We start from the raw sequence: 14,576 nt of genomic DNA on the forward strand, positions 1-14,576 counted from the left end.
CCGGGATGAAGACGCTGACGCTGCTGCGCCATGCCAAATCGGGCTGGGACGATCCGGTGCTGCGCGATTTCGATCGGCCGCTCAACGGCAAGGGCAAGCGTGCCGCCCAGTCGGTCGGGAAGAACTGGCGCTCGCTCGGGCTGGAATTCGACCAAGTCGTCGCCTCGCCGGCCGTACGGGTGATCGAGACGATCGAGCAGGTCGCCGCCGGCTATGGCACGGCGCTTGCCCCGGCCTGGGACCGGCGCATCTATCTCGCCTCCGCCACCACGCTGCTCGACGTGATCCACGAATTGCCCGAGGGCGCCGATGCGGCACTGCTGGTCGGCCATAATCCGGGCCTTGAGGATCTGGTGCTGCTGCTCGTGCCCGATTCGGACGAGCAGCCGCTGCGCGACGTCGTCGAGACAAAATTCCCGACGGCGAGCACGGCGCAGCTGCGATTCGACGTGAGCGAATGGCGCGACATCGCGGCCGGCGGCGGATCGCTGGCGCTGTTCGTTCGCCCGCGCGATCTCGATCCGACGCTCGGGCCCGATCAGGACTGACGTTTTTCGAGCGCGGCCCTGAGGCCGGCGAGCGCGCCGAGCGGCTTCGCCTCGTCCTCGCTGATCACGCCGGCCTCTTTCAGCACCGCCGCTGCATTGGGCCCGCGCGGAAAGGGATCGAGCGCGAGCGCCATCGTCTCGGCCGTCGCCTCGCCCAGATCGATCGCGGCGCCATCGAAGCTCATCGTATCGAGTGCGTCCTCGTTCAGCTCGATCTCGTCACCTTCGGGCGATGCGCCGGCGACGAAGCGCAGGGCGACAGGCTCGTCGATCGTGACCGGCAGCGGCTCGTCCGTGACGACGCAGGCCTGCACCAGCGCGGCACGGACATGGCCGCGCGCGACGACGCCGGCGGCATCACGGCGCAGGCGGAAGACGCCATCGAGCCGCTCGATCGATTTCAGCCCGAAGCGCAGCGACAGGGCCGCCCGCTCCTGCTCGGTCGCGGTGATGCTGACCTCCCGCTCGCCTTCGCCGATGGTGTCGATCCGTTCCAGGCGGGAGAATTCGGGCACCGTCACGGCAGCGTTCCCGCCAGCAGCGTCGCCGTCGGCGTCGCCGCCAGCGCCGTGCGCAGCGCCAGCAGCGATTCGCGCGCATGGCCCAGCGCGGCCGCATCCGGCGCCGCGCCGCGATACAGGTTGCGGACCAGCGCCGCATCGAGCGCATCGGCCGTCACCGCATCACGATAAGCGCCGAGCCGGCCGCCGAGCATGCTCATCATCTTGCCGATATGCTTGCCGACCACGACGTCGCCGATGCCGATCTCGCGCAATTGCCCGTCCATGTCCTCGACGAAGCGCTCCGTCAGCTTCGCGCTCGGGCCGGCGGCGACCGGATCGCCCTCCAGCCGGAGCAGCACGAAGGCGAGCACCGTCGCGACCATATCGAACCGGCCGTCGATGCTGTCGGGCACCCGGCCCGCCTCATACCAATGCGGCGCGCGCGCGCGTGCAATGATGGCGGTATAGAGCGGCAGCGTCTCCTCATCCCGGCTGCCGAACAGCTTCGCGAACCATTGCACGTCTCAAGGTCTCCCGCGCGTGCCCTTGTTTGGCCGCGTTCATCCGCATATTGAGGCTGGCGGCGCATGATGCAATGCACTCGCGTTGCCGCGCCGGCGTTCCTGGAGAGTATGATGAGTGTGATTTCCGCCCGATTCCTGATGGGCGCCGCCCTGGGCCTCGCGACAATCGCCACCGGTGCCTGCACGCCGCTGCGCGCGCACCAGGGCTATGTGCTGGACGTCGACCTGATCAATTCGGTGCAGCCGGGCGTCGACAACCGCCAGTCCGTGCTCCAGGTGCTGGGCAAGCCGAGCTTCGCCAGCCAGTTCAACCAGGGCGAGTGGTATTATATCGCCCGGGACACGCGCAACTTCGCGTACAACAACCCCAAGGTGACGACCCAGACGACGCTGAAGGTCAGCTTCGATGCGAAGGGCAATGTCACCGGCGTCACCCGTACCGGCGCGGAGCAGATCGCGTCGGTCAATCCGTCGGGCGACAAGACACCGACGCTGGGCCGCAAGCGGAGCATCTTCGACGAGCTGTTCGGCAATATCGGCACGGTCGGCGCAGCGGGCATGGGCTCGCAGGGCGGCGACAATGGCGGTCGCGACACGCCGTAACCCCGGAACTTCATACCCCGCCATTCTTTCTATCGCCTGACAGGGCGGTTCGCGCCCCGTTCACCGCGACTCGCCGAAAAGGGGCGCGCGGCGACGTCCGTTCGGGCGTTTCCGGGAGAGAATGGAGAATAGCATGCGTAAATTTATCATCCTGACGCTGATGGCCGCGACGGTATTGCCGACGGCGGCGATCGCCCAGTCGAATCGCGAAGTGCGCGAGAGCCGCCGCGACGTGCGCGAGCAGCAGCGCGACCTGCAGGACGCACGCCGCCATGGCGATCGTCGCGACGTGCGCAACGAACGCCGCGACGTGCGCGAGGCACGGCAGGAACTGCGCGAGGACGTCCGCGACCGCAATCGCCGCTGGGGCCGCAACGACTGGAACGGTTATCGCAACCAGAACCGGGCCCTTTATGCGCGCGGCAACTGGCGTGCGCCGTTCCGGTACAATGCATTCCGCCCCGGCGTGCGCATTCAGTCGAGCTTTTACGGCCCGCGCTATTTCATCAACGATCCGTGGCGTTATCGCCTCGCGCCGGTCGGCTACAATCAGCGCTGGGTGCGTCACTATAACGACGTGCTGCTGGTCGACACCCGCCGCGGCGTCGTGATCGACGTGATCCGCAACTTCTACTGGTAAGCTGTTCGTCACGGCCCGGGCGGCCATCGCCGCCCGGGTTGGGCCCCGTCCGCGCCTGGCGCGGGCGGGGCCTTTTATGCGTCCCGCTTCGCTGATTCGTCCCTGACAGCTTCACCGGATGGTGAAAAGCACCTGATCGACCACGCGCCCGCCGACATCGACCAGCCGAAGCCGGTGCTGCCCCGGCGGGGCCAGGATCTGCGGCTGCGAATCGGCCGCGCCCAGATCGCGCTTGTCGAGCAGCAGCCGGTGCGCCGTCACTTCGCCCGATACGCCGACCGCAAGCCGCTGACGATCGGGCGGGATATCGGGATCGATCGCGTAGACGCTGCCCGCCACCGGGTTGATGATCCGCGGGCGGCGCGCCGAGCGGGGCGCGGCGGCAATCTCGGTCTGCGCGGTGCCGGCCAGGAAATATTCCAGCCGCGGCTGCTCGACATGGTTGGCGAAGCGGATCGCACGCCGCTCGATCCCGGGCGGCAGCGCCGGCGGCACCACCGTGCGGTTGGCATTCAGCGCGAGCATCAGATCGCGCCACACCGGCGCCGCGCCGCTGGTGCCGGAGACGGCGCGCATCGCATCGCCCTCGAGATTGCCGACCCACACGGCGACCGTGTAGCGATCGGAAAAGCCGATGCACCAATTGTCGCGCATCGCCTTCGACGTGCCCGTCTTCACCGCCGCCCAGAACGGCATGCGCAATGCCGAATCGAGCCCGAAGGTCGCGGCGCGGGCGTTAGGATCGGCCATCATGTCCGACACGATCCAGGCGGCCTGGGGCGTCGTCACCTTGCGCGGCGATTCGTGCGGGGCATCGGCGGTGAGGCGTAGCGGCGACCAGCGGCCACCATTCGCCAGGCTGCGATAGGCATCGGCCTGTTCGAGCAACGTGACCTCAGCCGAGCCGAGCGCGAGCGAGAAGCCGTAATATTGGCCGTCCTCGGTCATGCCGCGATAGCCGCTGTCCCATAGCCGGTCGCGGAACGGATCGACCCCGACCAGCAACAGGGTGCGCACCGCGGGCACGTTGAGCGATCCGGCCAGCGCCGAGCGCGCCGAGACCTGGCCCTTGAAGCCGCGATCGTAATTTTGCGGGACGTAGAGGCCGGACGCGGTATCGAGCTGCACCGGCGAATCGTCCAGGATCGAGGCCGCCGTCAGATAGCCGCGCTCGATCGCCTGGGCGTAGAGGAACGGTTTCAGGGTCGATCCGGCCTGGCGATAGGCGTTGGCGCCGTCGACCGAGGGCGCCGTCGACGCGCCGCCGATCCCGCCGACATAAGCAAGCACATCGCCGCTCGCATTATCGAGCACGACCACGGCGCCGTCACGGGCGCGCGCCCCGCCCAGACCCTGGAGCTGGCGCTTCAGGGCGAGGATCGCGAGCTGCTGGATGCGGCGGTCGAGCGTGGTGGTGATGCGCAGGCCGGGCTTCGTCAGCAACCGGTCGCTCAGGTGAGGTGCGAGGCCAGGATCGAGCGCGAGACTGCGCGTCGGGCCAAGCATCGACGCTGCCTCGCCGGCAAAGCGCCCGCAGTCCGGCTCGTGCGCGATGGCGCAGGCGCGGCGCGCGACGGTCCCGGGCGCGGCTTGCGGATCGGGCAGCAACCCGGCGAGCAAAAGCGCATCGTCGCGGGCCAGCGCATCGGGGGTCTTGCCGAACAGCCCGAGCGCGGCCGCCCCGATCCCCTGCGCCTCGCCGCGGAAGCCGGCGAGGTTCAGATAGCCTTCGAGGATCTGCTCCTTGCTCCAGCCATGCTCGAGCGCCCAGGCGGCGCGCATCTGGCGCATCTTGTCGAGCAAGCGCCGGGCCCCGGGCGCGGCGAGACCCGGCGCGAGATAGCCCGCCAGCTGCATCGAGATCGTGCTGGCGCCGCGCGCCCGCTCGCCCTGGGCCCGGTCGCGCGCCACGCCGATCAGCGCGAGCAGATCGACGCCGCCATGGCTGAAGAAGCGGCGATCCTCGGCAGCGACCAGCATCTCGCGCGTGACCGGCGAAATCCGGTCGAGCGGCGTCCAGCCCAGCCGCCGCGCCGCGAAATCGACTCGGGCGCTGTCGATCAGCTGGCCGTCGCGATCATAGAGCCACGCCTCGGACGGGCGCCAAGCAGCGCGGACCTGGGCGTAACCGGGGAGCGGCGGGGGAAGCGTGGCATAGTCGATCACGGCATAGGCAGCGATCAGCAACGCCATGCCCGCCAGGGTCAGCCCGCCGCGGGTGCGCAGCGCGGACCAGAACGCCGCGGCACGCCGGCGCAGCGATGCTTCCAGCTCGGCGAACCGGGCAGCCGGATCCCGCCCCTTGCCCGGAAGCCATGGCTCGACCCGCGCCCGCAGGCCGCGCAGCAGCGTGGTCAGTCTTTCCACATCCTCACCGCTGCGCCACCGTCACCGGCGCATTCGGCAACTGCGCGCGGATCGCGGGCGAATACATCGCCTCGACCCGTGACGGCGGCATGGAGAAGCGGCCGGCTGCATTCAGCCTGAGCGTATAGGCGACGGTGAATTTGCCCGCCGGCACCCAGGCGAAATAACCCCGCCAGCTGTCGTTGCCGCGCTCGACATAGCTCGGCTGCACCCCGTCGGAACCGGTGACCTGACCGAGCATGCTCGATTGCCCGCCCAGATCACCGATGATCGTCGCACCCGCCGGGATCGGATCGTTCACCACCACCCAGTTGCGTTCAGCGCTCGCCTCGACCGAGATCGTGACCTTCAGCACGTCGCCGCGGGTATAGCTCCCCGGCGTGCGGGCCTGCACGACCGAGACTGTCTTGGTCATCTTGTAGCCGGCATTGAGCGCCTTGGTCAGCGGCACCGCCGCCGAAACCGAGACGCTCGCCCAGGGCCCGGCGCCGCCCGATTGCGACAGGCGCAGCGGCGTCACCGCGACGGGCAGCGGAAAGCTCGCCCGACGCAGGTCGACCGCGAGCGGCCAGGCCTTGCTGATCGTACCGGTGCCGAGCGCCATGGTCGTCGTGCCGGCGATCGCCTCGGCCGGATATAGGCCGCCGAACTTCCGCGCGGCGATCGTGCCCCAGGCATTGGCAGTGGTCGTATCCCAATGGCCCCGCGTCTGGCGCAGCGAGACACCGACCATCATCTTGGGCGCTTCGTCCTGCCAGCCGGGCCGGCCGAGCGTCGCGATCAACGCCTTGATCGCCGCTTCGTCGGCGGAGGACATCAGCCACCAGCTGGCATCAGTCTTGTCGGACAGGTCGAGGCGCGTGCCTTCATAGACGAGCCGTGTCCGCAGCACTGCCTCGGCGTTCGTCTTTAGGGCGACCGCATTCGCGATGCCCGGGATACGATCCAGCGCGACGAGATAGTCGGCCAGACTCGCGGTCGGCATTTCCTGAGGGGGCATGCCGATCTGGCCGAGCATGGCCGGGGTTCCGGCGCCGGCCCGGGCGAGCGCGGCGAAGGCTGCGATGCGCTGCAAGCGGACATCGCCATATTCCTCGTGCCGCAAGCGGCCATCCAGAACCGCTTTCAACCCTTCGATCATCCGCGTGCGCGGTCCTTCCGGGATCGGCAGGCCGGCGTCGGCCGTCAGCGACAGGACATAGGCCGTGAGGGCCTCAGATCCGTTCAGGCTTTCCGAGGGCCAATAGCGCAACAGCCCGTCCGCCGCCTGATAGGTCGGAATCTCGCTCGCCAATCGCGTCCAGGCGCCGGCATCGCCCAGCGCCACCGCCTTGGACAGGCGCTGCTCGAAACAGGCATAGGGATAAGCGGCCATATAGTCGCGCACGCCCTGGAGCGGCGGCGCGAGTGTGTCGTCGAGCCGGACATCCACGCTGCCGCGACCGGGCAGCGCCCCTGCCGGCGGCGCGATCGAAACCATGCTGCCCTCACCCACCCGGGTCAGCGTCGCCGCCCAGACTTCGACCGGTACTGCGGGGATCACATCCTGGTTGACGGTAATCTGGTCGACCGCGCGGCCAGTCTCCGCCTTCGCGCTGACGTGCCAGCGCAGATTGGCGACATTGCCCGGTGCAGTGAGGTTCCACGCGACCGGGGTCGCGCCGCCCGCCGGGATGATGACGGTCAGCGGCCTGCCCTGCGCCACGCGCGGGGTGACGTCGACCGTCGCGGTGACCTTCATCGGCTTGTCGGAACCGTTCCTGAGGGTGAAGCCCGCGGCGAAATAATCGCCGGTGCGCACCATTGGCGGCAGGCCGGCATAGATCGACAGGTCCTGCGCGGTCCGCACGTTCGCCATGCCAGTGCCGAACAATTGCGCCCCGTCGGTCGCGATCGCGACCAGCTTGAACGAGGACAAGGCATCGCTGAGCGTTACCGGAATCCGGGCACGCCCGTTCGCGTCGAGCGCGACGCGGCCCTTCCACAGCAGCACCGGCTGGAAATTCTCGCGGTTGAGCCCGGACATGTCGTTGCCCCCGCCGCCGCCCGCCTCGACTGCCTTTCGGCCGTAATGGCGCTTGCCGACGACCTGCATCTGCCCGGTCGAGGTGAGGACCGACAGCGAGCGTTCGCCCATCATCGCGGTCAGCACGTCCCAGCTTTCGTTGGGCGCGAGCTGGAGGATCGCCTCGTCCACCGCGGCGAAGGCGACATCGGCGGTCGCCGCCGGCTTTCCGTCCGGGGTCTTCACCTGGATTTCGACCTGCGCGGTATCGCGCGCGGCATATTTCTCCTTGTCCGCCTTCACCGCGACCTGAAGCTGATGCGCCTCCCAGCCGACCTTCACCTTGGCGATGCCGAGGCGGTAGGCCGGCTTGGCGAGATCGACCAGGGCAGTCGGCTCGGGCGCGGCCGGCGGTCCGCTGGCGAGGCCGAGGCTTTGCGCGATGCCGTTGAGCCAGCTCCAGAACCCACCCTGGACGCGGCCGCGCACGACCATCACCGAGACGAACACGTCCGGCGCATAGCTGCCCGGCATCTTCACCTCGACCACCGGATCGGTGCCCGACAGGTTCGTCACATAGCTGGACAGCACGCCCTCGCGCTCGACGGTGACCAGCGCGGTCGCCGCGCGGAACGGCATGCGCACCTGGAAGCGCGCGGTCTCGCCGGCCTGATAGGCGGTCTTTTCGGGAACGACGTCCATGCGATCGCCATTGTCGCCGCCGAACCACCAGTCATCGTCGCCCGCGAGCCACACCGAGCGCGTGGCGCGCGCGACGTTGCCGTTCGCATCAGCGGTCGTCACGACCGCATAGACCTCGCCCGAGACGCCAGGGTCCGCCTGGCATTGCGCCGTGCCCTGCGCATCGGTCGTGGCGGTGCAGGTGCCGGCCAGCTTCTCGGTCTTCATCTGGTTGTCATAGGCGTAGAAGCCGCCGATCAGCCGCCGCCGCGCGGTCAGGATCTTGCGGCTGTACAGCTCGACCGAGATCTTCTGGTTGGCGATCGGCTTGCCGGCCGTATCGAGCGCGACGAAGCGCAGGCGCAGATCGTCCTGCTTCATCAGCCAGCCATCGGTCTTCATGCCGAGCTGCACCGCCGACGGGAAGATCGGGATCCTGCGCGAGGCGGTCAGCACCTCGCCATTGGCATCCTGATAATCCATCTCGACCAGCATGTCGGTGGCAGTATCGAGCGTTTGCGGAACCTCGATCACCGTCTTGGTCGTGCCGTCTCCGCCCAGCGTAGCCGGCAGCGTCTGAGTCGGCGGCAGAGGCGTCTGTTCCTCCTCGCCGTCGCCATCGAGCGGCTTGGTGCCTACCTGGATTGCAGTGCCGCCGAAGCTGTAACCGTCATAGCCGTCCGGCGTTGCGGTCCGGCCGAAATAGCCGATGCGCATGTCGACCGGCAAATTGGCCGCGCCGCCGCCCGAAAGATAACCGACGAACAGGTCGAGCGGCAGCGTCTTTGGCCGCACCGCGGCTTCCTTCGGGCCGGTCACGGTCGCGCGCATCGTCGGCAGCTTGTAGACGTCGACCTTGAAGCTTTGCTGAGTGTAGATCGTCCTGTCGCCGACGATCACCTGCAGATCGTAATCGCCCATCGGGGCGCCCTGCGGCGCGGTCCAGCTCGATTCGCCGATGCCGTTCGCGTCAATCGTCAGGGGCAGATCGAACTGGGTGTCGGATCCGCGATGCGACAGGCGCAGCGTGCCCGTCATCGCCGGGGCCATGCCGAAACCCGCACCGACCGGCTTGCGCAGGATATGCTTCATGTTGATCGTCTCGCCCTGGCGAAGCAGTGCGCGATCGAACACGGTGTGGAGGATGTCGCCCTTAGCCTCATAGCCATAGGGCAGATCGAAATCATAAGGCCGGATGCCGTCGCCCCAGGCAGTGAGGGTGAAGCTGAAATCGTCGCCGTCCCGCGCGGACACCATCAGCGGATGCGCACTGCTGCTCTCCGAACAGCTGCCATAGGTCTCCGGCTCGGGCAGGCCCTGCGGCACGAACACGGCGCCGCTCGCATCGGTCTTGCCGCGCGCGAGCAGCCCGCCGGTGCAACTGTCGGTGATGCGCACCGCGGCATTCGCGACCGGCTTGCCGGTGTCGAGCCGGGTGACCCAGGCGAGACTGCGCTCGCGGCCCCATTTGAAATGCACCGCCATATTGGTGACGAGCGCCGCCGACGCGACGTAGCGCGGCGCCTTGCGCCCGAGCAGTGCCTGGCCGAGCACCGGGCTGGCCAGTTCGACGACATAGAATCCGGGCTTGGTCAGCGGAATGCCGACCACCTCGAAATCCTTCCCCTTGCCCGGCAGGCCGATCTGTAGGGGCGCCCCGCCGGCGTCGGCGAGGATCGACTTGGAACCGGTATCGTTGATGGTGACCGTTTCGCCGCCCTGCTTGATCTCGTGGCTGGCATAATCATCGGCATCGTCGACGATGCGGAGCCATTCGGCGACCTTCCCGTCCGACTCGTCGACGCGCAGCGACTGGCCCGCGATCGGCACGCTGAGGCCCTGCAGCGACGCCTCGACGTTGCGGACGGTGACCGGCAGCACACCCTGTTCGCCCGATTCGAGGATACCGAAGGGCGCGGCGAACTTCACCAGCGGCGGCGCCTCGTCGAAGCGGACGTCGAGCGGGAAGCGCTCGGCATTGGAGAGGATGCGGCCGCTCTCGTCCTTGAGCCCGGCCGGCAGGCTCACCTTGGCGGCGGTCGCCAGTGGCAGTGGCGCCTTGAAGGTGATGCTGCTGATCGTCGCCTTCTTCTTCTCGTCGTCCCCGAAGGTCGGCGCGATCACCTTGCCGTCAGCGGCGGTGATGCGGATCTCCGCCGCCACGCTCATCGGAATCGGCGCCGAGAAGCGGACATAGGCCGGCTCGACCGGGCTGCAGCCGGCTTGCGCATTGACCCGGCTGCATTCGAAACGCGCCGCGAAGGGCTTGCGCACCGTATAGTCGAAACGCTGCTCGGCTCCGGCCAGCTTGCCGCCGACGCCCGCAATGTCGGCACCCCAGACGAGCGCCATGTCGCGCCCGGGCGGCAAAGGCCGGCGGCATTTGAGCGCAGTGACGCTGGCGAAGGCCTTCCCGCGATCGACCTGGCTGGCCGGGACCGTTGCCGGCAGGCCGGCATTTTCGAGGAAGCTGCGCACGCTCCAGCTGTCCGTCCCGATCTCGCCGAGCAGCTTGCCGGGAAGGTCGCCCGCAAGCACATCGACCGGAATCTTCTCGCCCACGCCATCTACCGCGCAATAGGCGTTCGCCGCGACCGAGGCGGCGGTCGCCGGCATGTTGGCGGCGACCAGGAAGACCTGATCCTCCTCGATCTCGCCGTCATATTGCGCCGGCATCACCGCGCGCGCGACCGGACCGCCGGCGTCGACCTTGAATTCCTGCTGGCCGGTAACGGCATAGCCCGACACGCTCTTGAGTCCGCTCCGCAACTTGAAGCTGCACGCAGTGCCGCCGGGCAGCGCATCGGCGAAATCATGGACGAAGGTCTGCGGATCGACCCAGCGCCCCTCGCCGCCGACCGCGCAGGTGACAGCGAACGGCGCGGGCGCGCGCGGATCGCCGAGCGGCACCATCGGCTGGCTGAAGCGCGCGGTGAAGGACTGGATCGAGCCGCCTGACCCGACGCCGGGCGTGGCCATGACCACCTGCGGGCTGTTGTCGCCAAGGGCCGCGACCGGCGCGAGCGCCAGTCCGAGAAGTGCCAGACGGAACGCGAGCTTCATCGAACACTCTCCACAATCCAGCTCACGCTACGGCCCGATACGGGGTCAAGTCCAGTGCGGATCGACGAGCGCCCGGGCGCCGGCCGCCTGCAGGGTAGCGAATTTATCCAACGGCTTGCGCGCTGCAGCCCGCCGCAGATTTATCGGTCGACCGCTTTGCGCACAGGCGCCGAACAGGATATCCGCCTTGGCCAATGGACATCTATCTGCCCATCGCCAACCTCTCGGTGAACGCGCTCGTCATCGTCCTGCTCGGCGGGGGTGTCGGCCTGTTGTCGGGCATGTTCGGCGTGGGTGGCGGATTCCTGACGACACCGCTGCTGATCGTCTACGGCATCCCGCCGACCGTCGCCGCCGCCTCTGCCGCCAGCCAGGTAACCGGCGCCAGCGTATCGGGCGTGTTCGCACATTTCCGGCGGGGCGGTGTCGATACCAAGATGGGCGGCGTGCTGGTCGCGGGCGGGCTCGTCGGATCGATCTTCGGCGGCTGGCTGTTCCGGCTGCTCCAGGCGAGCGGCTATATCGATACGGTCATCGCGATCGTCTATGTGCTCATGCTCGGTTCGATCGGCAGCCTGATGGCGCATGAATCCTGGACCGCGATCAGCGCCAGCCGCACCGGCGCCCCGCCCCGCCCGCGCAAACGCCGCCATCATCCGCTGATCGCGGCGCTGCCGCTGCGGACGCGTTTCTACCGCTCCGGGCTGTATATCTCGCCGCTCGCCCCGCTCCTGCTCGGATTCTTCGTGGGCATCCTGACGATCCTGCTCGGCATCGGCGGCGGCTTCATCCTGGTGCCGGCGATGCTGTACCTGCTGGGCATGACGACTCAGGTCGTGGTCGGCACGTCTTTGTTCCAGACCCTGTTCGTCACCGCGATGGCGACGATGGTCCATGCGACGACGACCAAGGCAGTCGACATCGTCCTTGCGGCGCTGCTGCTGCTCGGATCGGTCGTCGGCGCGCAGGTCGGCGCGCGCTTCGCCGCAAAGGCCAGGCCCGAATATCTCCGCCTCGCGCTCGCGATCATCGTGCTGCTCGTCGCCTTCCGCATCGGCCTCGGGCTCGGCTGGCGGCCGGACGAAATCTATTCGGTCGAGCTCTCGTGAGGAAGCTGCTGGCCCTTCTGCTGGTGCCGCTGCTGATGGGCCAGTCGAAACCTGTGCTCGTGCCCGACGTGTCGCAGCGGAACATCGAGATCGCTTATTCCTTCACCGGCGCCGAGCTGCTGCTGTTCGGCGCGATCCTCTATCCCGGCGGCCGCCTGCCGGACGACGACAAGCCGACCGACATCGTGGTGGTCGTGAAGGGCCCGGTCCAGTCGATCCTGATGCGCGAGAAGGAGAAGATGGCAGGCATCTGGGTCAATGCCGCGCGGCTGCGCTACCGTTCGGCGCCGAGCTTCTATGCGATCGCCTCCTCGCGGCCGATCGCCCGGCTGGTCGATAGCCGGACCCAGGCGATCTACGAACTCGGGCTCAACAGCCTGCAGCTGTCGCCCGCGAGCAGCGCGCCGACCGCGGTGCAGGATCGCTTCGCGCGCGGGCTGGTCGATCTCAAGCGCCGGTCGGGGCTCTATTACGAGGCGCCGGGCGCGGTCGAGATAACCGACGGCGTGCTGTACCGTGCGCGCGTTTCGATCCCGGCGCGCGTGCCGGTCGGCCGCTTCACCGCGGAGACCTTCCTCATCCGCGACGGCCGCGTGCTCGCCGCGGCGACACGCGATATCGACATCCGCAAATCGGGCTTCGAGCGCTTCGTCGCGCGCTCCGCCGATCGCTGGTCCTTCGCTTACGGCCTCACCGCCGTGGCGCTCTCGATCCTGTTCGGCTGGAGCGCGGGCTGGATCGCGCGACGCTTCTGAAGCGGGCCTTACCGACACCCAATCTTTACCAGTCGCGACCATAGCTCGATCGGAGAACGACGGAGGATTGCGCGAATGACCGAGATGTTGGGCAGCCAGGCTTTCGATACCGCTGCCCCCGCCGCCGCCGACGTCCATCCCCAGTCCGACGCGGCGCGCAACGGCATCGGCAAGGTGTTCGAGATCGCCGGTTCGAGCAGCCAGGTGATGCTCGACGCCCGCGCGCTCGAGATCAACGAGCAGAACAGCGATACGGTGGCGGCGAGCGCAGGGCAGGTCGGCAGCCAGGTCAAGATGCGCGTCGGCAATTCCTGGCTGATCGCGAACATCCGTTCGCTCCGGCTCGCCGACGGATCGGTCGACCAGATCGCGGCGCAAATCGATTTCCTGGGCGAGGGCGACGAGGAACGGCTGACCGGCAAGCTCTACAAGTTCCGCCGCGGCGTCACCCGCTACCCGACGCCCGGCTGCCGCGTCTTTCCGGTCACCACCGCCGACCTGAAGCAGATCTACGCCGCCGACGACCGCGCCAATATCGAGATCGGCACGGTCTATCCGACCAAGGATATCCGCGCTGCGATGTATGTCGATGCGATGCTCGGCAAGCATTTCGCGCTGCTCGGATCGACCGGTACCGGCAAGTCCACCGCTGCCGCCCTGATCCTGCACCGTATCTGTGATCTGTCGCCGAGCGGCCATATTGTGATGGTCGATCCGCACGGTGAATATAGCGCCGCCTTCAAGGAAAATGGCGCGATCTTCGACGTCTCGAATCTGCAGATGCCGTACTGGCTGATGAATTTCGAGGAGCATTGCGAGGTGTTCATCACCTCGACCGGCTCCGACAACCAGATCGACGCCGACATCCTCGCCAAATGCCTGCTGATGGCGCGCGCCAAGGGGCGGCTGGGGCAGGAGATCAGCAAGCTGACGGTGGACGCGCCGATCCCCTATCTGCTCAGCGACCTGACCAACCTGATCCAGCTCGAAATGGGCAAGATGGACCGCGCGGGCGATACCTCACCCTATCTGCGGCTCAAGACGAAGATCGACGAGATCAAGGCCGATCCCCGCTACAGTTTCATGTTCTCGGGCATGCTCGTCGCGGATACGATGGCGGGCTTCATCCAGCGCATCTTCCGTCTGCCGGGCGACGGCAAGCCGATCTCGATCATCGACGTGTCGGGCGTGCCGTCCGAAATCACCTCGGTGGTGGTCGCGGTGCTCAGCCGGATGGTGTTCGATTACGCCATCTGGTCGCGCGGCGAGGCGCAGCGCCCGATCCTGCTCGTCTGCGAGGAAGCGCATCGTTATGTGCCCAACGAGCGCAACGCCGACAGCAGCTCGGTCGGCCGGATTCTCAGCCGGATCGCCAAGGAAGGCCGCAAATACGGCATTTCGCTCGGCCTGATCACGCAGCGGCCGTCCGATCTGGCCGAAGGCGTGCTTTCGCAGCTCGGCACGATCATCTCGATGCGCCTGAACAACGATCGCGACCAGGCCTATGTCCGCGCCGCGATGCCGGAAGGTGCGCGCGGCTTCCTCGATTCGATCCCGGCGCTGCGCAATCGCGAATGCATCATCTGCGGCGAAGGCGTCGCGATCCCGATCCGCGTGTCGTTCGATGATCTGGCGGAGAACCGGCGCCCGGCCTCGGAGGATCCGCTCTTCTCCAAATTGTGGCGCGAAGTCGGGCAGGAAGATCAGATCATCGAACGCACGATCAAGCGCTGGCGCTCCCAGGGCAGGTGAGACGGGGGGTGCGCCCCCCGAAGCGG

Annotated in this window: 11 protein-coding genes; 6 read left to right on the plus strand and 5 right to left on the minus strand. The window is 67.8% G+C overall.

All coding sequences use genetic code 11. The annotated features are described in order from the left end of the window. The first annotated feature begins 5 nt into the window (after positions 1 to 5). Complete coding sequence (locus U1769_RS04860; RefSeq protein WP_332712719.1) at positions 6 to 548, plus strand: SixA phosphatase family protein; 543 nt, start codon at positions 6 to 8, stop codon at positions 546 to 548. Here U1769_RS04860 and U1769_RS04865 read toward each other — a convergent pair. Together U1769_RS04865 and U1769_RS04870 are read right to left on the minus strand one after the other, a co-directional pair. After that, positions 539 to 1,069, minus strand: a complete 531-nt coding sequence (locus U1769_RS04865) for a YceD family protein (protein ID WP_332712722.1) — start codon at positions 1,067 to 1,069, stop codon at positions 539 to 541. The genes U1769_RS04860 and U1769_RS04865 overlap by 10 nt on opposite strands. After that, a complete protein-coding gene (locus tag U1769_RS04870; protein ID WP_332712725.1) occupies positions 1,066 to 1,572 on the minus strand; it encodes a ubiquinol-cytochrome C chaperone family protein in 507 nt (168 codons plus the stop codon). The genes U1769_RS04865 and U1769_RS04870 overlap by 4 nt, the downstream gene beginning before the upstream one ends. Before the next feature lie 114 nt (positions 1,573 to 1,686). Here U1769_RS04870 and U1769_RS04875 point away from each other — a divergent pair, with 114 nt between their 5' ends. Together U1769_RS04875 and U1769_RS04880 are read left to right on the plus strand one after the other, a co-directional pair. Continuing rightward, positions 1,687 to 2,178, plus strand: a complete 492-nt coding sequence (locus tag U1769_RS04875) for an outer membrane protein assembly factor BamE (protein ID WP_332712727.1) — start codon at positions 1,687 to 1,689, stop codon at positions 2,176 to 2,178. 133 nt (positions 2,179 to 2,311) lie between these two features. Then, the gene (locus U1769_RS04880) at positions 2,312 to 2,818 is read left to right on the plus strand and encodes a DUF1090 family protein (protein ID WP_332712729.1); all 507 of its coding nucleotides are present in this window, start codon (positions 2,312 to 2,314) and stop codon (positions 2,816 to 2,818) included. Between the two features lie 111 nt (positions 2,819 to 2,929). On the opposite strand, the gene pbpC is transcribed toward U1769_RS04880, so the two are convergent. The 3 genes from pbpC to U1769_RS04895 all read right to left on the minus strand — a co-directional run bounded on the left by pbpC (position 2,930) and on the right by U1769_RS04895 (position 11,129). Next, on the minus strand, positions 2,930 to 5,011 hold the full coding sequence (gene pbpC / locus U1769_RS04885; protein WP_332713667.1) for a penicillin-binding protein 1C: 2,082 nt from the start codon (positions 5,009 to 5,011) through the stop codon (positions 2,930 to 2,932). 178 nt (positions 5,012 to 5,189) lie between these two features. Further along, on the minus strand, positions 5,190 to 10,934 hold the full coding sequence (locus U1769_RS04890; RefSeq protein WP_332712731.1) for an alpha-2-macroglobulin family protein: 5,745 nt from the start codon (positions 10,932 to 10,934) through the stop codon (positions 5,190 to 5,192). A 45-nt stretch (positions 10,935 to 10,979) separates the two neighbouring features. Next, entirely contained in the window at positions 10,980 to 11,129 is a 150-nt protein-coding gene (locus tag U1769_RS04895) for a hypothetical protein (RefSeq protein ID WP_332712734.1), read from the minus strand. Between U1769_RS04895 and U1769_RS04900 the strand changes: the two genes are divergently transcribed. The 3 genes from U1769_RS04900 to U1769_RS04910 all read left to right on the plus strand — a co-directional run bounded on the left by U1769_RS04900 (position 11,129) and on the right by U1769_RS04910 (position 14,550). Next, on the plus strand, positions 11,129 to 12,043 hold the full coding sequence (locus U1769_RS04900) for a sulfite exporter TauE/SafE family protein (RefSeq protein ID WP_332712737.1): 915 nt from the start codon (positions 11,129 to 11,131) through the stop codon (positions 12,041 to 12,043). The genes U1769_RS04895 and U1769_RS04900 overlap by 1 nt on opposite strands. 35 nt (positions 12,044 to 12,078) lie before the next feature. Continuing rightward, a complete protein-coding gene (locus U1769_RS04905; RefSeq protein WP_332713670.1) occupies positions 12,079 to 12,798 on the plus strand; it encodes a TIGR02186 family protein in 720 nt (239 codons plus the stop codon). Positions 12,799 to 12,873: 75 nt separating this feature from the next. Beyond that, the gene (locus U1769_RS04910) at positions 12,874 to 14,550 is read left to right on the plus strand and encodes an ATP-binding protein (protein WP_332712740.1); all 1,677 of its coding nucleotides are present in this window, start codon (positions 12,874 to 12,876) and stop codon (positions 14,548 to 14,550) included. The last annotated feature ends 26 nt before the right edge of the window (positions 14,551 to 14,576 follow it).

It is taken from the genome of Parasphingomonas zepuensis, assembly GCF_036663735.1.
Classification (GTDB): Bacteria; Pseudomonadota; Alphaproteobacteria; order Sphingomonadales; family Sphingomonadaceae; genus Sphingomonas.

Coding starts and splice junctions, on each gene's coding strand:
- pbpC (WP_332713667.1), bottom strand. CDS start 5,011: ATGGCGTTGCTGATCGCTGCCTATGCCGTGATCGACTATGCCACGCTT.
- U1769_RS04910 (WP_332712740.1), top strand. CDS start 12,874: ATGACCGAGATGTTGGGCAGCCAGGCTTTCGATACCGCTGCCCCCGCC.
- U1769_RS04875 (WP_332712727.1), top strand. CDS start 1,687: ATGAGTGTGATTTCCGCCCGATTCCTGATGGGCGCCGCCCTGGGCCTC.
- U1769_RS04900 (WP_332712737.1), top strand. CDS start 11,129: ATGGACATCTATCTGCCCATCGCCAACCTCTCGGTGAACGCGCTCGTC.
- U1769_RS04880 (WP_332712729.1), top strand. CDS start 2,312: ATGCGTAAATTTATCATCCTGACGCTGATGGCCGCGACGGTATTGCCG.
- U1769_RS04860 (WP_332712719.1), top strand. CDS start 6: ATGAAGACGCTGACGCTGCTGCGCCATGCCAAATCGGGCTGGGACGAT.
- U1769_RS04905 (WP_332713670.1), top strand. CDS start 12,079: ATGGGCCAGTCGAAACCTGTGCTCGTGCCCGACGTGTCGCAGCGGAAC.
- U1769_RS04890 (WP_332712731.1), bottom strand. CDS start 10,934: ATGAAGCTCGCGTTCCGTCTGGCACTTCTCGGACTGGCGCTCGCGCCG.